At 70.6% G+C, this 18,194-nt stretch carries 18 protein-coding genes; 11 read left to right on the top strand and 7 right to left on the bottom strand.

Annotation, left to right across the window (positions count from 1 at the left end):
- Positions 1–53 precede the first annotated feature (53 nt).
- The 4 genes from IE94_RS0128555 to IE94_RS0128540 all read left to right on the top strand — a co-directional run bounded on the left by IE94_RS0128555 (position 54) and on the right by IE94_RS0128540 (position 3,118).
- Positions 54–1,028, top strand: coding sequence for a ribose-phosphate diphosphokinase (locus IE94_RS0128555; RefSeq protein WP_030189865.1), 975 nt, complete (start codon positions 54–56; stop codon positions 1,026–1,028).
- 225 nt (positions 1,029–1,253) lie between these two features.
- Entirely contained in the window at positions 1,254–1,844 is a 591-nt protein-coding gene (locus IE94_RS0128550; protein ID WP_030189863.1) for a 50S ribosomal protein L25/general stress protein Ctc, read from the top strand.
- A gap of 91 nt (positions 1,845–1,935) precedes the next feature.
- Positions 1,936–2,538, top strand: a complete 603-nt coding sequence (pth, locus tag IE94_RS0128545; RefSeq protein ID WP_030189861.1) for an aminoacyl-tRNA hydrolase — start codon at positions 1,936–1,938, stop codon at positions 2,536–2,538.
- A gap of 52 nt (positions 2,539–2,590) precedes the next feature.
- On the top strand, positions 2,591–3,118 hold the full coding sequence (locus IE94_RS0128540; protein ID WP_030189859.1) for a hypothetical protein: 528 nt from the start codon (positions 2,591–2,593) through the stop codon (positions 3,116–3,118).
- A gap of 77 nt (positions 3,119–3,195) precedes the next feature.
- Here IE94_RS0128540 and ppc read toward each other — a convergent pair whose 3' ends face one another.
- The gene (gene ppc / locus IE94_RS0128535; RefSeq protein ID WP_030189856.1) at positions 3,196–5,931 is read right to left on the bottom strand and encodes a phosphoenolpyruvate carboxylase; all 2,736 of its coding nucleotides are present in this window, start codon (positions 5,929–5,931) and stop codon (positions 3,196–3,198) included.
- Between the two features lie 291 nt (positions 5,932–6,222).
- Here ppc and IE94_RS0128530 point away from each other — a divergent pair, with 291 nt between their 5' ends.
- The 3 genes from IE94_RS0128530 (at position 6,223) to IE94_RS0128520 (ending at position 9,177) form a co-directional block, all read left to right on the top strand.
- The gene (locus IE94_RS0128530) at positions 6,223–7,233 is read left to right on the top strand and encodes an acyl-CoA desaturase (protein ID WP_030189854.1); all 1,011 of its coding nucleotides are present in this window, start codon (positions 6,223–6,225) and stop codon (positions 7,231–7,233) included.
- A complete protein-coding gene (locus IE94_RS0128525) occupies positions 7,230–7,907 on the top strand; it encodes a TetR/AcrR family transcriptional regulator (RefSeq protein WP_030189851.1) in 678 nt (225 codons plus the stop codon). The genes IE94_RS0128530 and IE94_RS0128525 overlap by 4 nt, the downstream gene beginning before the upstream one ends.
- 94 nt (positions 7,908–8,001) lie before the next feature.
- Positions 8,002–9,177: a CaiB/BaiF CoA transferase family protein gene (locus tag IE94_RS0128520; RefSeq protein ID WP_030189850.1), complete on the top strand. Its 1,176-nt coding sequence runs from the start codon at positions 8,002–8,004 to the stop codon at positions 9,175–9,177.
- Between the two features lie 33 nt (positions 9,178–9,210).
- On the opposite strand, the gene IE94_RS0128515 is transcribed toward IE94_RS0128520, so the two are convergent.
- On the bottom strand, positions 9,211–9,588 hold the full coding sequence (locus tag IE94_RS0128515) for a VOC family protein (protein WP_030189848.1): 378 nt from the start codon (positions 9,586–9,588) through the stop codon (positions 9,211–9,213).
- Positions 9,585–10,415: a trans-aconitate 2-methyltransferase gene (locus IE94_RS0128510; protein WP_030189846.1), complete on the bottom strand. Its 831-nt coding sequence runs from the start codon at positions 10,413–10,415 to the stop codon at positions 9,585–9,587. Before IE94_RS0128510 ends, IE94_RS0128515 begins: the two co-directional genes overlap by 4 nt.
- 118 nt (positions 10,416–10,533) lie before the next feature.
- On the opposite strand from IE94_RS0128510, the gene tamR reads away from it, so the two are divergent.
- The gene (gene tamR / locus IE94_RS0128505; RefSeq protein ID WP_030189845.1) at positions 10,534–11,031 is read left to right on the top strand and encodes a MarR family transcriptional regulator TamR; all 498 of its coding nucleotides are present in this window, start codon (positions 10,534–10,536) and stop codon (positions 11,029–11,031) included.
- Here tamR and IE94_RS0128500 read toward each other — a convergent pair.
- Entirely contained in the window at positions 10,990–11,769 is a 780-nt protein-coding gene (locus IE94_RS0128500; RefSeq protein WP_030189844.1) for a response regulator transcription factor, read from the bottom strand. The genes tamR and IE94_RS0128500 overlap by 42 nt on opposite strands.
- A 312-nt stretch (positions 11,770–12,081) precedes the next feature.
- On the opposite strand from IE94_RS0128500, the gene IE94_RS0128495 reads away from it, so the two are divergent.
- Complete coding sequence (locus tag IE94_RS0128495) at positions 12,082–12,537, top strand: GNAT family N-acetyltransferase (RefSeq protein ID WP_030189843.1); 456 nt, start codon at positions 12,082–12,084, stop codon at positions 12,535–12,537.
- A gap of 36 nt (positions 12,538–12,573) precedes the next feature.
- Here the strand turns inward: IE94_RS0128495 and galK are convergent, their stop codons facing one another.
- The 3 genes from galK to galT are packed head-to-tail and all read right to left on the bottom strand — an operon-like array spanning position 12,574 to position 15,796.
- Complete coding sequence (galK, locus tag IE94_RS0128490; RefSeq protein WP_030189842.1) at positions 12,574–13,737, bottom strand: galactokinase; 1,164 nt, start codon at positions 13,735–13,737, stop codon at positions 12,574–12,576.
- 38 nt (positions 13,738–13,775) lie between these two features.
- A complete protein-coding gene (gene galE / locus IE94_RS0128485) occupies positions 13,776–14,738 on the bottom strand; it encodes a UDP-glucose 4-epimerase GalE (RefSeq protein ID WP_030189840.1) in 963 nt (320 codons plus the stop codon).
- Entirely contained in the window at positions 14,735–15,796 is a 1,062-nt protein-coding gene (gene galT, locus IE94_RS0128480) for a galactose-1-phosphate uridylyltransferase (protein ID WP_030189834.1), read from the bottom strand. Before galT ends, galE begins: the two co-directional genes overlap by 4 nt.
- Positions 15,797–15,990: 194 nt before the next feature.
- Here galT and IE94_RS0128475 point away from each other — a divergent pair, with 194 nt between their 5' ends.
- Both IE94_RS0128475 and IE94_RS0128470 read left to right on the top strand, forming a co-directional pair.
- A complete protein-coding gene (locus IE94_RS0128475) occupies positions 15,991–17,679 on the top strand; it encodes a sodium:solute symporter family protein (protein ID WP_030189831.1) in 1,689 nt (562 codons plus the stop codon).
- Positions 17,680–17,700: 21 nt separating this feature from the next.
- On the top strand, positions 17,701–18,009 hold the full coding sequence (locus IE94_RS0128470) for a hypothetical protein (RefSeq protein WP_030189829.1): 309 nt from the start codon (positions 17,701–17,703) through the stop codon (positions 18,007–18,009).
- Positions 18,010–18,194: the final 185 nt, after the last annotated feature.

Below are 18,194 nucleotides of genomic sequence, written 5' to 3'. Positions count from 1 at the left end.
CAGTCGGGAGAGCGCTCATGAGCTCAGCTGCGAACCTCTGAGGAGAAAGTGCTGTGACCGGGATCAAGACGACCGGCGAGAAGAAGATGATGTTCTTCTCCGGCCGCGCACACCCCGAGCTTGCCGAGGAGGTCGCCCAGCAGCTGGGTGTCGGGGTTGTCCCGACGAAGGCCTTCGACTTCGCCAACGGTGAGATCTATGTGCGGTATCAGGAGTCGGCGCGTGGTGCGGACTGTTTCCTGATCCAGAGCCACACGGCTCCGATCAACAAGTGGGTCATGGAGCAGTTGATCATGATCGACGCGTTGAAGCGTGCGTCGGCCCGTTCCATCACCGTGATCGTGCCGTTCTACGGTTACGCGCGGCAGGACAAGAAGCACCGTGGGCGTGAACCGATTTCGGCGCGTCTGATCGCGGATCTGATGAAGACCGCGGGTGCGGACCGGATCCTGGCGGTGGATCTGCACACGGATCAGATCCAGGGCTTCTTCGACGGTCCGGTGGACCACCTGTTCGCGTTGCCGCTGCTGGCGGACTACGTGGGTGCGAAGGTGGACCGTTCGAAGCTGACGGTGGTGTCTCCGGACGCGGGCCGGGTGCGGGTGGCGGACCGGTGGTGCGACCGTCTGGGCGCGCCGCTGGCGATCGTGCACAAGCGGCGTGACAAGGACGTGGCGAATCAGGTCACGGTGCACGAGGTCGTGGGTGATGTGGAGGGGCGTATCTGCGTCCTGGTCGACGACATGATCGACACGGGTGGCACGATCTGTGCGGCGGCGGACGCGTTGTTCGCGCATGGTGCGGAGGATGTCATCGTGACGGCGACGCACGGTGTGCTGTCGGGTCCGGCGGCGGACCGGTTGAAGAACTCGAAGGTGAGTGAGTTCGTGTTCACGAACACGCTGCCGACGCCGAGTGAGCTGGAGCTGGACAAGATCACGGTGTTGTCGATCGCGCCGACGATCGCGCGTGCGGTGCGTGAGGTGTTCGAGGACGGTTCGGTGACGAGCCTGTTCGACGAGCAGTGAGCGTCGTGCAGTAACCGTTCTGCAGGCGGGGTTCCGCCTGTTCGGTGCCCTTGTTTGATCGTTTTGGGTACGGCCTTCCTCTCCGAGTAGACTGCTGAAGTTGCTCGGCGAGGGAGGCCGTACCCGTGTGTGCGGGTGTGGCGCTCCGTTATCGACGCGCTCTTCGTAGCAGGCCGTTCGTGGCCGGGTGACCACGTCCGTTTCTGTTTTCCACGAGGAGTGATCATGTCCGAGGTGAAGCTCAGCGCCGAGACGCGCACCGAGTTCGGCAAGGGTGCCGCGCGTCGTATCCGCCGTGACAACAAGGTCCCCGGTGTGCTGTACGGCCACGGTTCGGACCCGCTGCACCTGACCCTGCCGGGTCACGAGCTGCTGCTGGCGCTGCGTACGTCCAACGTGCTGATCGCGCTGGACATCGACGGCAAGTCGAACGAGCTGGCGATCCCGAAGTCGGTCCAGCGTGACCCGATCAAGGGCTTCCTGGAGCACGTCGACCTGCAGCTGGTGAAGCGCGGCGAGACCGTGTCGGTCGAGATCCCGGTGCAGGCCGAGGGCGAGCTGGCCCCGGGCGGTTACCTGCTGGAGTACGTCCTGGACGCGCTGCCGGTCGAGGCCGAGGCCACGCACATCCCCGAGTCCGTCACGGTCTCCGTGGAGGGTCTGGAGGCCGGTGCCTCGATCCTCGCGAAGGACATCGCGCTCCCGTCCGGCACCAAGCTGGGCGTCGACGGGGAGACGGTCGTCCTCCAGGTCCTGGCCGCGCAGGCCGAGGAGCCCGCCGCCGAGGGTGAGGGCGAAGAGGCCGCGGAGGCCTGATCCTCCGGCACGGTCATCGTGTGGTCGGCCGCTGTTCCCGTGCGGGGCAGCGGCCGACGTGTATGTGTGGACGAACGGGCGGTGAGGAGGGATGGACGTGACGACGGACGCGGGTGCGCCCTGGCTGGTGGCCGGTCTGGGCAATCCGGGCCCCGAGTACGCCGCGAACCGGCACAACGTCGGCTTCATGGTGGCGGACCTGTTGGCGGAGCGGATCGGGGCGCGTTTCAAGCGGCACGGCAAGACGCAGGCGCAGGTGGTCGAGGGGCGGATCGGTCCGCCGGGGCCGGCCGGTCGGCGGGTGGTCCTGGCGAAGCCGATGTCGTTCATGAACGTGTCGGGCGGTCCGGTGACGGCGCTGCGGGACTTCTACAAGGTCCCGGTCGGCAACGTCGTGGCGGTGCACGACGAGTTGGACATCGACTACGGCGTGCTGCGGCTGAAGCTGGGCGGTGGGGACAACGGGCACAACGGGCTGAAGTCGATCACGAAGTCGCTGGGCCCCGACTACCACCGGGTGCGGTTCGGGATCGGGCGGCCGCCGGGGCGGATGCCGGTGGCGGATTTCGTGCTGCGGGACTTCTCCTCGACGGAGCGCAAGGAGCTGGACTACTTCGTCGACCGGGCGGCGGACGCGGTGGAGGCTCTGGTGATCGAGGGGCTGGAGCGGGCGCAGAGCACGTACAACTCCTGACTTGTCCGGTGATGGTGCGCGGGTGAGTTGACCGGGCGCGCAGGTATGGCCAATGATCCCGGCCATGCCTGCCTCCGCCGCCGCCGCTCGTCCCCGTCAGGCCTCCTCCGCGTCCTCGGTGTCCGCCGTCCTGCTGCGGTTCGGCCGGGTCGCTGCGATGGGTACGGTCACGGCGTTGATCCTGATCGCGGGGGTGTGGGCGTCGTGGGGCACGGCGCAGCACGTGCTGCTGACCAAGGGCCGGGAGCGGGGCACGGTCGAGGTGACGCGGTGCGGCGGCGGGACGTGCAGTGGTCCGTACGTGCCGGTGTCGGCGGGGTCGCAGGCGCGGGAGCGGGTCGTCATCGAGGACTCGGTCGCGGTGGCGAGGGGGCGGTCGTACTCGGTGGTGGTGAAGCCCGGCGGTGACGAGGTGGTGCGGTCGGGGCCGGCGGGTGTGCTGTACGCGTGGGTGCCGTTGGGTGGGGCGCTGCTGTTGGCGTCGGTGGTCGTGGCCGGGGGGTTGCGGCGGACTCGGGTGGCGTGGGGGATGGCGGGGGCGGGGGTCGTGCTGCTGACGGCGGCGTTCTTCGCGGTGTGAGGTCGTCGCGTTCGACGTGAGGTGCCCCCGGGCTCTGGTACGAGCTCGGGGGCACCGGTGTGTTCGCGTGCGGGTCCTCAGCCCGTGTTGCGCAGGCCGGCGGCGACGCCGTTGACGGTGAGGAGGAGGGCCCGGGCGAGCAGCGGGTCGACTTCCTCGCCGGCGGCGGCGGCCTCGCGCTGGCGGCCGAGGAGGGCGACCTGGAGGTAGGAGATGGGGTCGAGGTAGGCGTCGCGGATGGCGAAGGTCTGCTTGAGGACCGGGTCGGCGTCGAGGAGTTCCGTCTCGCCGGTGACGCGGAGCACCTCGCGGACCGTCAGCTCGTGTTCGGCCTTGATGGTGTCGAAGACGTGCTTGAGTTCGTCCGGGACGAGGGTGTCGACGTAGTGCTGGGCGATGCGCAGGTCGGTCTTGGCGAGGGTCATCTCCACGTTGGAGATGAAGTTGCGGAAGAAGTGCCACTGCTGGTGCATCTCGTCCAGCACGGTGTCGAGGCCGGCCTCGCGCAGGGCCTTGAGGCCGGAGCCGACGCCGTACCAGCCGGGGACGATCTGCCGGGACTGGGTCCAGCCGAAGACCCAGGGGATGGCGCGCAGTCCGTCGAGCGAGACGCCGGAGCCGGGGCGGCGGGAGGGCCGCGAGCCGAGGTGCAGGTCGGCGAGTTGGTCGACCGGGGTGGAGGCGAGGAAGTAGGTCGGCAGGTCGGGGTCCTCGACCAGGTGCCGGTAGGCGGTGTGGGCGGCGTCGGAGACGACGTCCATGGCGGCGTCCCAGCGGGCGAGTGCCTCGTCGGACTGGCGGGGTGCGGTGTGCAGGGCGGAGGCCTGGAGGGTGGCCGCGACGGTCAGCTCCAGGTTCTCCCGGGCGAGGGCCGGGATGAGGTACTTGTCGGAGATGACCTCGCCCTGTTCGGTGACCTTGATCTCGCCCTCCAGGGTGCCCCAGGGCTGGGCGAGGATGGCGTCGTGGGTGGGGCCGCCGCCGCGGCCGACGGTGCCGCCGCGGCCGTGGAAGAGGCGCAGCCGTACGCCGTAGCGGTGGGCGACGTCGCGCAGGCGGCGTTGGGCGCGGTGGATCTCCCACTGGCTGGTGGTGATGCCGCCGAACTTGGAGGAGTCGGAGTAGCCGAGCATGACCTCCTGGACGTCGCCGCGCAGGGCGACCAGTCGCCGGTAGGAGGGGTCGGCGAGCAGGTCCTCCAGGATGGTGTCGGCGGCCTTGAGTTCGTCGGTGGTCTCCAGGAGCGGCACGATGCCGATCTTCGCCCAGCCGGCGTGCAGGTCGATCAGTCCGGCCTCGCGGGCGAGCACCGCCGCGGCGAAGACGTCGTCGGCGCCCTGGCACATGGAGATGATGTAGGACTCGATGACCTCGGGGCCGAAGACCTCCAGGGCGCGGCGGACGGTCTGGAAGACGCCGAGGGTCTTCTCGCCGGGTGCGTCGACGGGGGCGGGGGTGGGGGCCAGGGGCCTGCGGGAGCGCAGTTCCTTCGCGAGGAGCTTGGTGCGGTACTCGCGGGGCATGTCGGCGTAGCGCCAGGACTCCTCGCCGAGTCGGTCGAAGAGCTGGCCGAGGGCGTGGTGGTGGGCGTCGGCGTGTTCGCGGACGTCCATGGTGGCGAGCTGGAGGCCGAAGGCGGCGAGGGTGCGGATGGTGCGGGCGAGGCGGCCGTCGGCGAAGAGGCCGCCGCGGTGTTCGCGCAGGGAGGTCTGGACGAGGCGCAGGTCGTCGATGAGCTCGGCGGTGCCGAGGTAGTCGCGGCCTTCCTCGTGGGCGGTGCCCCTGGCCAGGCGCTGCTTGGTGTTCTCCAGCTTCTGGCGGATGCAGGTGGCCTTGAGCCGGTAGGGCTCCTCGGCGTTGAGGCGCTTGTAGCGGGGGCTGATCTCGGGGAGTCGTTCGAGGTCGGTCCGGAGGGAGGTCAGCAGTTCTTCCGTCGCGCCCGCGTAGCGGATGGAGTTGGAGAGGAAGCCGCGCAGCTCGTCGATCATCTCCAGGGCGTCGTTGATGCCGTGCTCGTGCTGGAGGATGAGGACGTCCCAGGTCACCTGGGGGGTGACGTTGGGGTTGCCGTCGCGGTCGCCGCCGATCCAGGTGCCGAAGGTGAGGGGGCGGGTGTCGTCGGGGAGCTTGACGCCGGCCCGTTCCAGTTCGGCGGTGAGGTCTTCGAGGACGTCGCCGACGGCGCCGGCGTGCAGTTCGTCGAGGTAGTAGATGGCGTTGCGGGCCTCGTCGGCGGGCTCGGGGCGGACGACGCGCAGTTCGTCGGTCTGCCAGACGAGGTCGATGTTCTCGGCGAGGCGGGTGTCGAGGCGGCGCCGGTCGGACTCGTTGACCGGGGTGTCCAGGAGGGCCGCGATGCGGCGGAGCTTGTTGAGGACGGAGCGGCGGGCGGCCTCGGTGGGGTGCGCGGTGAAGACGGGGCGCACGTTGAGGTTGCGGACCGTTTCGCGCAGGTGCTCGGGGTCGGCGTCCTTGAGGCGGTCGGCGGTGCGGGCGAGCAGTCCGCCCTCGGCGGCGCGCTTGGCGCCCAGTTCGCGGCCGCGGTGCACCTGCTCGGTGACGTTGGCGAGGTGGAAGTAGGTGGAGAAGGCCCGGACGAGCTTGGCGGCGGTCTCCAGTTCGGTGCCACGCAGCAGTTCGGCGGCGGCCTCGCCGTCCTCGCGGGTGAGTCGGCGTACCTTTTCGACGAGTTCCAGCAGCTCGGGGCCTTCCTGCCGGACCAGGGTCTCCCCGAGGAGATCACCCAGTCGGCGGATGTCGGCGCGCAGCTCGCTGCTGGTCGTGGTGGTGGTCTGGTCGTCGGCACTGCTCACAGGTGCGGCTCCTTGCAGTGTTGAAGCTCGTCTGGGAGGGAACCCGTACGGCCGTCTCGCGCGGCGGGCGCCGCTTACCGGGCCGGACGTCCGGGAAGTAATCAGAGCGGACCGCGCTGTCCGACCGACTCCCAGGATAGGTGTCGGTCAGGACGCGCAGGCTCTGGGGCTCTTGCCGCGCGGCCACGCACTGCCATACTTACGTCGCCGTAGGTTACGGAACCGTAGGGAAGACCGTGCAGGTTCCGCGGCCCGGCACCGGACCCACCCTCGACCCCACAGGGGACGCGCATGACCATGAGTTCCGATGTGATCCCAGACGCTCCGAAGCCGGCCGACTCCGCAGGAGCGCCCTCCGCCACGCTGGGTGGTGAGCAGAAGCGGTCCCTGGAGCAGATCACGCTGCTGCTGTTCATCACCGTTCCGTTCCTCGCGCTGGTGGCGGCGGTGCCGCTGGCCTGGGGCTGGGGCGTGAGCTGGCTGGACCTGGGGTTGCTGGTCTTCTTCTACTTCCTGGGCTGCCACGGCATCACCATCGGGTTCCACCGCCACTTCACCCATGGTTCCTTCAAGGCGAAACGGCCGTTGAAGATCGCGTTGGCGATCGCGGGCTCGATGGCGGTCGAGGGACCGCTGGTCCGCTGGGTGGCCGACCACCGCAAGCACCACAAGTTCTCCGACGACGAGGGCGACCCGCATTCGCCGTGGCGGTACGGGGAGACGGTGCCCGCGCTGATCAAGGGCCTGTGGTGGGCCCACATCGCCTGGATGTTCGACGAGGAGCAGACCTCGCAGGAGAAGTACGCCCCGGACCTGATCAAGGACCCGGCGCTGCGTGCGATCTCCCGGCAGTTCGTCCTGTGGACCGTGCTGTCCCTGGCGCTGCCCGCGCTGATCGGCGGGCTGGTCACGATGTCCTGGTGGGGTGCGTTCACCGGGTTCTTCTGGGGTTCACTCGTGCGGGTGGCGTTGCTGCACCACGTGACCTGGTCGATCAACTCGATCTGCCATGCCGTGGGCAAGCGCCCCTTCAAGTCCCGGGACCGCTCGGGCAACGTGTGGTGGCTGGCCGTCCTGTCCTGCGGCGAGTCCTGGCACAACCTGCACCACGCGGACCCGACGTCGGCGCGGCACGGTGTGATGCGCGGCCAGGTCGATTCGAGTGCCCGGCTGATCCGCTGGTTCGAGCAGTTCGGGTGGGCGTACGACGTGCGCTGGCCGTCACGCTCGCGTATCGATTCGCGCCGCAACACGGATCAGGACGGTGCCCGCCGCCGGAAGGACACGGCGAAGGCGGCATGATTGACGCCGTGGCGACCGACTCCAGCAGCACCCCAAGCAACGAGAAGCCGCGGCGAGCGCGTCGCACCCGGATGACCGGTGCCGAGCGCCGCCAGCAGCTGCTGGAGATCGGCCGCACCCTCTTCGCGGCGAAGGGTTTCGAGGGCACGTCGGTGGAGGAGATCGCGGCGAGGGCCGGGGTGTCCAAGCCGGTGGTGTACGAGCACTTCGGCGGCAAGGAGGGGCTGTACGCGGTGGTCGTGGACCGCGAGATGCGGCGGCTGCTGGACATGGTGACCGGGTCCCTGACGGCCGGGCATCCGCGTGAGCTGTGCGAGCAGGCCGCCTTCGCGCTGCTGGACTACATCGAGGAGTACACGGACGGGTTCCGCATCCTGGTCCGGGACTCCCCCATCCCGCAGTCGACGGGTACGTTCGCCTCGCTCATCTCGGACATCGCGACCCAGGTGGAGGACATCCTGGGCCGTGAGTTCAAGAGCCGCGGCTTCGACGCCAAGCTGGCCCCGCTGTACGCGCAGGCGCTGGTCGGCATGGTGGCGCTGACCGGCCAGTGGTGGCTGGACGTGCGCCGCCCGAAGAAGGCGGAGGTGGCGGCGCACCTGGTGAACCTGGCGTGGCACGGCCTGGACGGTCTGGAGCCGAAGCCGCGGCTGATCGGGCACCGCAAGAGCTAGGTAGGCGAGAGTCAGGTCCGCAAGCGCCGGGTCCGCGAAGGCGGGTCCCCGAGAGCCGGGTCCCCCACGAGCCAGGTCCGCGAGGGCAGAACACATGCAGCCACTGCGCGGCGTCACCGTCGTCTCGCTGGAGCAGGCGATCGCCGCTCCCTACGCCAGCCGTCAGCTCGCCGACCTCGGCGCGCGGGTGATCAAGGTGGAGCGGCCGGGGACGGGGGACTTCGCCCGGGCGTACGACTCCCGGGCGCGGGGTCTGAGTTCGCACTTCGTGTGGGTCAACCGCAACAAGGAGTCCCTCACCCTGGACTTCAAGGACCCGCGGGGCCTGGAGCTGCTGCGCCGGCTGGTCGCGGATGCCGACGTCTTCCTGCAGAACCTGGCGCCGGGCGCCGCGGCCCGCGCCGGACTGGGCGCGCGGGAGCTGCGGGCGGCGCATCCGGGGCTGATCGTGTGCGACATCTCCGGCTACGGCGCTCCGGGCCCCTACGCCGACCGCAAGGCGTACGACCTGCTGGTGCAGTCCGAGGCGGGGCTGCTGTCGGTCACGGGCACGCCGGAGGAGATGGCCAAGGCGGGGGTCCCGGTGTCGGACATCGCCGCGGGGATGTACGCGTACAGCTCGATCCTGGCGGCGCTGCTCGAACGGGGCCGTACGGGGCGGGGCGCGCATCTGGACGTGTCGATGCTGGAGGCCACCGTGGAGTGGCTGGGTTTTCCGCTGTACTACTCCCTCGACGGCGCGCCGCCGCCTCCCCGGGCGGGCGCGGCGCACGCGACGATCTATCCGTACGGCCCGTTCACGGCGGGCGACGGGAAGGTCGTGATGACGGCGGTGCAGAACGAACGGGAGTGGCGCGGTTTCTGCGCGGGGTTCCTGCTCCGTCCGGAGCTCGCCGGACACCCGCACTACGCCACCAACGCGGACCGGGACGCGCACCGCGAGGAGCTGGGCGCGGTGATCGCGGCCCGGTTCGCGGAGCTGACCAGTACCGAGGCGATCGGGCTGCTCGACGCGGTGCCGGTGGCCAACGCCCGGGTGAACACGCTCACCGAGGTGTGGGACCACCCGCAGCTGGCCGCGCGCGGGCGCGTGCACGAGGTGCCCACCCCGGTCGGCCCCGTCCCGGCGCTGGCCCCGCCGGGACCGACCGGCCGGGCGCCGCGCATGGAGGCGGTCCCGGCGCTGGGCGAGCACACCCGCGCCGTACTCGGCGGTCTCGGCCTGTCGCGGGAGGACATCGACGCGCTCGCCGCGGACGGCGTGGTGTGAGACCGGCCGGGTGGTCGCCGGCGCGGTCGGTGGTCACCGGCGGTCGGGTCCGTCCGGTTCCAGGAACTCCAGGCGGTTGCCGACCGGGTCGGCGCAGTGGAAACGGCGGTGGCCGGGCAGGTGGTCGTCCCAGGTGACGGGCGTGCCGTGGGCCTTGAGGCGGGCGGCGTACGCGTCGAGGCCGGTGACCCGCAGTCCGGGGTGTGCCTTGCGGGCGGGCCGGAAGCCGGTCGTCTCGACGCCCAGGTGGAGCTGGACGGGGCCGGCCTCGAACCAGCAGCCGCCGCGGGCGGCGAGCGCGGGCGGCTTGGGGATCTCGGTCATGCCGAGGACGCCGGTGCAGAAGGCGCGCAGTGGTTGTTCGGCGCCGGGCGGCGCGGCGAGCTGCACGTGGTCGAGGCCGGTGATCATCGGGCCGCCTCCCCCGCGGGCTTGTGCGCGACGGCGAAGACGCGGCGGAAGGGGAAGGGGGTGCCGTGCGCCTCGGCGGGATAGGCGGCGCGCAGGACCGCCCGGTACTCGTCGACGAACGCGTCGCGGGCGTCCGGGTCGTCGGCGAGGGCGTCGAGTACGGGTCGCAGTCCCGTGCCCTTCACCCAGTCGAGGACGGCGTCCTCGCCGGGCAGCAGGTGGACGTAGGTCGTCTCCCACACGTCGGCGGTGCAGCCGGCGGCGGTCAGGCGGGCCAGGTAGCCCTCGGGGGTGAGGACGGCGTCGTCGTGGCGCAGGACGCCGGTGAGGCGGTCCCGCCAGCGCCGGGAGCCGGCGAGCTCGCGCATCAGCCGGTGGCTGGGGGCGTCGAAGTTGCCGGGCACCTGGAGGGCGAGGGTGCCGCCGGGGGTGAGGCGGTCGATCCAGTCGGGGAAGCGGTCGGCGTGGCCGGGGACCCACTGGAGGGTGGCGTTGCTGACGAGGAGGTCGCAGGGCTCGTCGGGGGTCCAGGTCCGGGCGTCGGCGGGGGCGAAGTCGAGGTGGCCGCCGCCGGGGGTGGGGCCGGCGTACTGGCGGGCCCGTTCGAGCATCCGGGGTGAGTTGTCGTAGCCGGTGACGCGGGCGGTGGGCCAGCGGTCGGTGAGCAGGACGGTGGCGTTGCCGGGTCCGCAGCCGAGGTCGGCGATGCGGGGCGGGTCGGTGGGGAGGTCGGGGATCCGGGCGAGGAGGTCGGTGAAGGGGCGGGCGCGGTGGCCGGCGTGGCGCAGGTACTGGGCGGGGTCCCAGGTGGGGGCGGTGGCGGGCATGGAGCCTCCAGAGGGTGTCCGTGCGGGACGGGTACCCAGCGTCACCCGAAAGTATCTCGACGTCAAGACAGTTGACCTCAAGAGACTTCACGTCGACACAACCACTACACTGATCGTCATGGAGGACGAGGTCGATCGGCTGGTCGCAGCGTGGCGCCGGGAGCGCCCGGACCTCGACGTGGAACCGCTCGAGGTGCTGAGCCGCGTCAGCAGGCTGGCCCGGCACCTGGACCGCGCCCGTCGGCTGGCCTTCTCCGAACACCAGTTGGAGCCGTGGGAGTTCGACGTGCTGACGGCGCTGCGCCGCGCGGGCACCCCGTACCAGCTCTCCCCGGGACAGCTCCTCACCCAGACCCTGGTCACGTCGGGCACGATGACCAACCGGATCGACCGGCTGGCGAAGAAGGGCCTGGTCGAGCGCCTGCCCGACCCCAGTGACCGGCGCGGCGTGCTGGTCCGGCTCACCGACGAGGGCCGGGACCGCGCCGACCAGTCGCTGGCGGGCCTGCTGGCGCAGGAGCGGGCGATCCTGGGCGAGCTCTCCCGCGCCCAGCGCGGCGAACTGGCGGCCCTGCTACGCCAGCTGACCGCCCCGTTCGACAACATCCCCGGCTGAGGGCTGGTCCAGGTCCGCCGGCCCCACTCCCGCCCTGCGGGCCAGCGCCACGGCGGCCAGGGTGGAGTGGACGCCCAGCTTGCCGAGGACGTTCTGCATGTGGGTGCGCACCGTGTGCGGGGACAGGTACAGCCGCTCGGCGACCGCCTTGCGGCCGAGCCCGGCGACCATGCAGCGCAGCACCTCGCGCTCGCGCGGGGTCAGCGACTCCACCAGCAGCTCGCTCTCGGTGCGGTGCTTGCGGGCCGCGGTCAGCTCGCGCAGGACGCCGGTGAGCAGCGCGGGCGGCAGGTGCGTCTCGTCGCGCAGGACGCCCCGGATGACGCTGAGCAGCCGCGACAGGGAGCAGTCCTTGGCCACCCACCCGCAGGCTCCGGCCCCCAGGGCGAGGGCCGCCCGCCGGGGATCGTCCTTCTCGGCGAGGACGACGATCCGCACCCCCGGCTGCCCCGACCGCACCCCGGCGACCAGCGAGATCCCGTCCACCAGCCCGTCCTCGTTGCCCTCCCGCACGGGCACGGCGGGCCGGGCGCCGGGCACCCGGCCGCCCAGGTCGGCGTCGACGAGCAGCACGTCGAAGCGCCGCCCCTCGGAGGCGGCCCGCTCCAGGCAGCGCAGTGCGGCCGGACCGCTGCCGGCCGCGGAGACGTCGACGTCGGGCTCGGCGGCCAGGGCGGCCGCGAGCGACTCGGCGAAGATGCGATGGTCGTCGACGACCAGGACTCGGATACGAACCACGAAACCCCCTCCCCCGAGCTCCGGCGAGGAGCAGGGGATACCCATCGTCTGTCCGTCCTCGGATGACGGCACCGGCACGGGTACGACGCCCAGGGCCCCGCATCCAGCTGTGCTGTTGTGCTCGGTACTCCGGGACGGGTCGCCGCAGCCGCACGGCCGCCGCCATGCAGTAACCGCTACCCCCGCCCCGGGTGTCGTACCCGGCTGTCTCGCCCCCTGAACGGCACCGGCCCCCACCGGTGCTGCTCATCAGAGTACGGACGGGCGCCGGGAGCGGAAGGCTATTTGCAGAACTGACTCGGCGGCGCGTTTATGGTGAGCCGCATGTTTCGTCTTGTGACAGAAGTCGACAAGGAACGGCGCGATCTGCTGCGCACCCGCCTGCGAGAGACGAACACAGCCGCCTCCTCCGTCCTGCGTTCCCTGCGCGGGACCCCTCACGAACGCGAATTCCCGCTGCACGTCTGGGTGCTGGACGAGTCCGGCGGCCTGGCGGGCGGCCTGGTCGGCCACACCTGGGCGACCTGGCTGCACGTGACCTACCTGTGGGTGGACGACCGGTGCCGGGGCGCGGGCCTCGGCACCGCCCTCCTCGACGAGGCGGAACGCACCGCCCGCACCGAACGCGCCTGCACCGCCGCCCGCGTGGAGACCTGGGACTTCCAGGCCCCCGGCTTCTACACGAAGCACGGCTACGACGTCCTGTGCGTGATCCCCGACTACCCGCCGGGGATCACGGAGTACACGCTGGTGAAGCGGTGGGGCTGAGGAGACCGAACCGCAACCGGTGCCACCCGCGGCCCGTCACCCCACCCGCCGCGCCCCCGGCGAGGGCACCGCCTCGAAGACGCGCGGGGGCCTCAGGGCCGCCGCCGCGAAGGCGTCCTCGACGGCCTTGGTGACGGCGTCCACGTCGGTGGCCTCCACCAGGACGATCGCCGAGCCGCCGAAGCCGCCGCCGGTCATCCGGGCGCCCAGGGCGCCGGAGGCGAGAGCCGTGTCGACGACCAGGTCCAGCTCGGGGCAGGAGATGCGGAAGTCGTCGCGCAGCGAGGCGTGGCCCTCCACGAGGACGGGGCCGATGGCCCGGGTGTCGCCGGACTCCAGCAGCGAGACCACCCGCTCGACGCGCTCGTCCTCGGTCACCACGTGCCGGACCAGGCGGCGCACCTCCTCCTCGTCGCCCAGCCGCTCCAGTGCCGCGTCCAGCTCGGCGTAGGGCACGTCGCGCAGCGCGTCGACGCCGAGCAGCGCGGCGCCCTTCTCGCAGCCCGCGCGGCGCTTGCCGTACTCGCCCTCGCTGTGGGAGTGCTTGACGCGGGTGTCGACGACCAGCAGGCGCATGCCCTCGGCGGCCAGGTCGAAGGGGATCTGGCGCTGGGACAGGTCCCGGGTGTCGAGGAACAGGGCGTGGCCCGCCTCGCAGCAGGCCGACGCCGTCTGGTCCATGATGCCGACCGGGGCGCCCACGTAGACGTTCTCGGCGCGCTGGCACAGCCGGGCCAGCTGCCAGCCGCGCAGGCCGAGGGAGTACAGGTCGTTGAGCGCCAGGGCGACGACGACCTCCAGGGCCGCCGAGGACGAGAGCCCCGCGCCCGACGGGACCGTCGAGGCCAGGTGGACGTCGGCGCCGGTCAGCTCGTGCCCCGCCTCGCGCAGCGCCCAGACGACGCCCGAGGGGTACGCGGTCCAGGACTTGTCCGAGCCGGGGGTCAGGTCGGCGACGCGCAGCTCGACCGGGTCGGCGCCGATCTCGGCCGAGTGCAGCCGCAGGATGCCGTCCTCGCGCCGGGAGACGGCCGCGACGGCCTGGTGCGGCAGGGCGAAGGGCATCACGAAGCCGTCGTTGTAGTCGGTGTGCTCCCCGATGAGGTTCACCCGGCCCGGCGCCGCCCACACCCCCTCCGGCTCCGCCCCGTACAGCTCCAGGAACCGCTCGCCGACGGTCCCCGCGACAGCCTCGCCCATGCCCTGACCCCTCGCCCTTCCGGTAACTGCGGTAAGTACTAGCCCGCGCGCCGCTGCGCGAACTCCCACGCGTCCGACACGATCCCCGCGAGGTCCGCGCGGGACGGGTTCCAGCCCAGTTTCTCCCGGGCGGTGTCCGCCGACGCCACCAGGACCGCCGGGTCGCCGCCCCGGCGCGGGGCCACCACCTCGGGGATCGGGTGGCCCGTCACCCGCCGCACGGTCTCGACGACCTCGCGGACGGAGAAGCCGTTGCCGTTGCCCAGGTTGCAGATGAGGTGCTCGCCCGGGGTGGCGGCCGCCACGGCCAGCAGGTGGGCCTCGGCCAGGTCGGCGACGTGGATGTAGTCGCGCACGCAGGTGCCGTCCGGCGTCGGGTAGTCGTCGCCGTAGACAGAGATGGCCTCACGGCGGCCCTGCGCCACCTGGAGGACCAGCGGAATGAGATGCGACTCGGGGTCGTGGCGCTCGCCGTACTCCCCGTACGCCCCCGCGACGTTGAAGTACCGCAGCGAGACCGCGCCCAGCCCGTGGGCCGCCGCCTCGCCGGTGATCATGTGGTCGACGGCCAGCTTCGAGGCGCCGTAGGGGTTCGTGGGCCTCGTCGGCGCGGACTCGACGATCGGCACCTGCTCGGGCTCGCCGTACGTGGCGGCCGTGGACGAGAAGACGAGCCGCCGCACGCCTGCGCCCCGCATGGCCTCCAGCAGGGCCATGGTCCCGCCGACGTTGTTGTCCCAGTACTTCTCGGGCTTCACGACCGACTCGCCGACCTGGGAGAAGGCGGCGAAGTGCAGCACGCCGTCGAACGAGGCGTCCAGCCACTTGGCGGCGTCGCGGATGTCGCCCTCGACGAACGAGGCCCCCGACGGCACACCCTCACGGAAGCCGGTCGACAGATTGTCGAGCACGACCACCTCGTGCCCGGCCTCCACCAGGTGCTGGGCGACGACGCTGCCGACGTATCCCGCACCACCTGTCACCAGGTACTTCCCGCTCATGAACTCGCTACCTCTCGCAGTCGCTCGGCCGCGTGCTCCGGGGGCACGTCGTTGATGAACACGTTCATGCCGGACTCGGAGCCCGCGAGGAACTTCAGCTTGCCGGACGTACGGCGAATCGTGAAAAGCTCCAGGTGCAGCGCGAAGTCGTCCCGCGTCACACCCTCGAACTCCTCCAGCTGCCCGAACGGGGCCTGGTGCCAGGCCGCGATGTAGGGCGTCGGCGGCTCCCCCTCGCCGAAGATCCGGTCGAAGCGCCTCAACAGTTCCAGGTAGACCTTGGGGAATTCTGTGCGCGCCGCCTCGTCCAGCCCGAGCAGATCGGGCACCCGCCGCTTCGGGTAGAGGTGCACCTCGTACGGCCAGTGCGCCGCGTACGGCACGAAGGCCGCCCAGTGCTCACCCTCCAGGACGACCCGCTCACCGGCCAGCTCGTCCTCCAGCACGGCGTCGAACAGGTTCTCCCCGCCCGTCGCGTCCTTGTGGGCGGCGAGGGAACGGAGCATCAGGGCGGTGCGGGGGGTGGTGAACGGGTAGGCGTAGATCTGCCCGTGCGGGTGACCCAGCGTCACACCGATCTCGGCGCCCCGGTTCTCGAAGCAGAAGACTTGTTCCACGGAGGGCAGATGGGACAGCTCGGAGGTGCGGTCCGTCCAGGCGTCGAGCACGAGCCGGGCCTGCTCCTCGCTCAGGTCGGCGAAGGAGGCCTCGTGGTCGGAGGTGAAGCAGACGACCTCGCAGCGGCCGGAGTCGCCGGCCAGCGAGGGGAATCGGTTCTCGAAGACCACCACGTCGTACGACGAGTCCGGGATCTCGCTCAGCCGCTCCCCGGCCGAGGGGCACAACGGGCACTGGTCGGCCGGCGGGTGGTAGGTGCGCCCCTGCCGGTGCGAGGCGACGGCGACCGAGTCGCCGAGCAGCGGATCGCGGCGCACCTCGGACGTGGTGACGGTCCGTTCCAGCGGACGGCGGTCCACGGCGTCGCGCACGGTGTCGTCGCGAAGGTCGTAGTAGACCAGCTCACGGCCGTCGGCCAGCCGGGTCGAGGTCTTCTTCACTGCCGCACTCCTCTGCACCCACCCACGAGGGTCACCAGAACGCACACTCAACACAATCAAACATAACACATCACAACCCACCATCCCCACGGCACATCACAATCCAACAAAGTTCATCACCGGAAGTGTTCAATTACTGAACGCGGAGGCGTAGGTTCCGCTGCGGATCAGTTCGCGAACGAAGCGAGTGCTTAATGCAAACCCCCACAAGCTCCACATATCTAGCCGCAGAGCTTCGACTCCCCACCAACTGGCTCGACTACACGATCCTCGGGATCTACTTCGTGGTGGTCCTGGGCATCGGCTTCGCCGCCCGCCGCTCGGTCAAGACCAGCCTGGACTTCTTCCTGTCCGGCCGCTCGCTGCCCGCCTGGGTCACCGGCCTCGCCTTCGTCGCAGCCAACCTGGGCGCCACCGAGATCCTCGGCATGGCCGCCAACAGCGCCCAGTACGGCGTCTACACGACCCACTGGTACTGGATCGGCGCCATCCCGGCGATGGTCTTCCTCGGCCTGGTGATGATGCCGTTCTACTACGGCTCGAAGGTCCGCTCGGTCCCGGAGTTCCTCCTCCTCCGCTTCGACAAGGCCTCCCACCTGCTCAGCTCGGCCCTGTTCGCCGTCGCCGCCATCCTGATCGCCGGCGTGAACCTCTACGCCCTCGCGATCGTCGTCGAGGCGCTCCTCGGCTGGCCGGAGTGGGTGGCCATCGTGGTGGCAGGCTTCTTCGTCCTGGCGTACATCACCCTGGGCGGCCTCTCCTCGGCCATCTACAACGAGGTACTCCAGTTCTTCGTGATCCTGGCCGGCCTCATCCCGATCACCATCCTGGGCCTGAAGAAGGTCGGCGGCTGGGACGGCCTGTCCGACTCCCTCTCCAAGTCCCACGGCTCCGACTTCATGACGGCGTGGGGCGGCACGGGCATCGGCAGCGAGAACCCCCTGGGCGCCAACTGGCTGACCATCGTCCTCGGCCTCGGCTTCGTCCTCTCCTTCGGCTACTGGACGACGAACTTCGCCGAGGTCCAGCGCGCCCTGTCGGCGAAGAACCTCTCCGCGGCCCAGCGCACGCCCCTGATCGCGGCCTTCCCGAAGATCTTCATCGTCTTCGTCGTCATGATCCCGGGCCTGGTCGCCGCGGTCCTCGTCCCGAAGATCGGCACCCCCGGCTCGGACCTCCAGTACAACGACGCGATCCCGTACCTCATGCAGCAACTGCTGCCCAACGGTGTCCTGGGCATCGCGGTGACCGGCCTGCTGGCCGCCTTCATGGCCGGCATGGCGGCCAACATCTCCTCCTTCAACACCGTCTTCACCACCGACATCTGGCAGAAGTACGTGGTGAAGGACCGCGAGGACGGCTACTACGTCCGCTTCGGCCGCCTGATCACGGTGATCGGCGTCCTGGCCTCGATCGGCACGGCGTTCCTGGCCTCCTCCTTCTCCAACATCATGAGCTACCTCCAGACGCTCTTCTCCTTCTTCAACGTGCCGATGTTCGTGGTCTTCATCATCGGCATGTTCTGGAAGCGGGCGTCGATGAAGTCCGGCTTCTGGGGCCTGATCGCGGGCACGACCGCCGCGATGGTGAACTACTTCGTCATCTACAAGCAGGGCATCATCGACATCCCCTCCGACCAGGGCGCCAACTTCGTCTCCGCGATCGCGGGCTTCGTCGCCGGCGCGGTGGTCATGGTCGTGGTGTCCCTGTTCACCGCGCCGAAGCCCACCGCCGACCTCCAGGGCCTGGTCTACGGCACCACCTCCCCCGGCATGGCGGAGCCGCCGGCCAAGGGCGACGACGCGTGGTACCGCAAGCCGGCGCTGCTGGGCTGGGGGGCGGTCGTCCTGGCCGCCGCCTGCTACATCCCGTTCTCGTTCTGATCGCGGGAGGATTGAGAGAGCATGTCTGATTCCTACTCCGACAAGAACGTGCAGGACGAGGTCTCCGAGCTGGAGACCAAGTCCGTCACCGCCGCGCGGCTGTTCGACATCCGGCGGATCATCGGCGGGCTGTTCGTGATCTACGGCGTCATCGTGACGATCGCGGGCCTCGTGGCGTCCGACGAGGACATCGACAAGGCGCAGGGGGTGAACATCAATCTGTGGACCGGGGTGGGGATGCTGGTCCTGGGTGTGTTCTTCCTGACCTGGCTGAAGCTGCGACCGACGGCTCCGCCGACACCTCCGGTGGAGGACGCCGGGAAGAAGTAGCAACGTCGGTTCCTGACGCCGGGCAGTGGTCCGGCGTTCCCCGGTCACCCGGCGCGGAGGCGGGCGCCAGGGGGGTGGGGGGGGTGGGGACGCAGCCCGGCGGAGCGGGGTGCCGCTGCGCCCACCCGTGCCGCCTGGGGGTACCTCCCAGGCCGTTCAGGCACTGGGGGAGGCACGACTGCCCG

Origin of the sequence: Streptomyces violaceorubidus (assembly GCF_000717995.1) — a bacterium.
Classification (GTDB): Bacteria; Actinomycetota; Actinomycetes; order Streptomycetales; family Streptomycetaceae; genus Streptomyces; species Streptomyces violaceorubidus.
The sequence above is the reverse complement of the archived record's forward strand: the minus strand, read 5'-3'. Positions and strand labels throughout refer to the sequence as shown.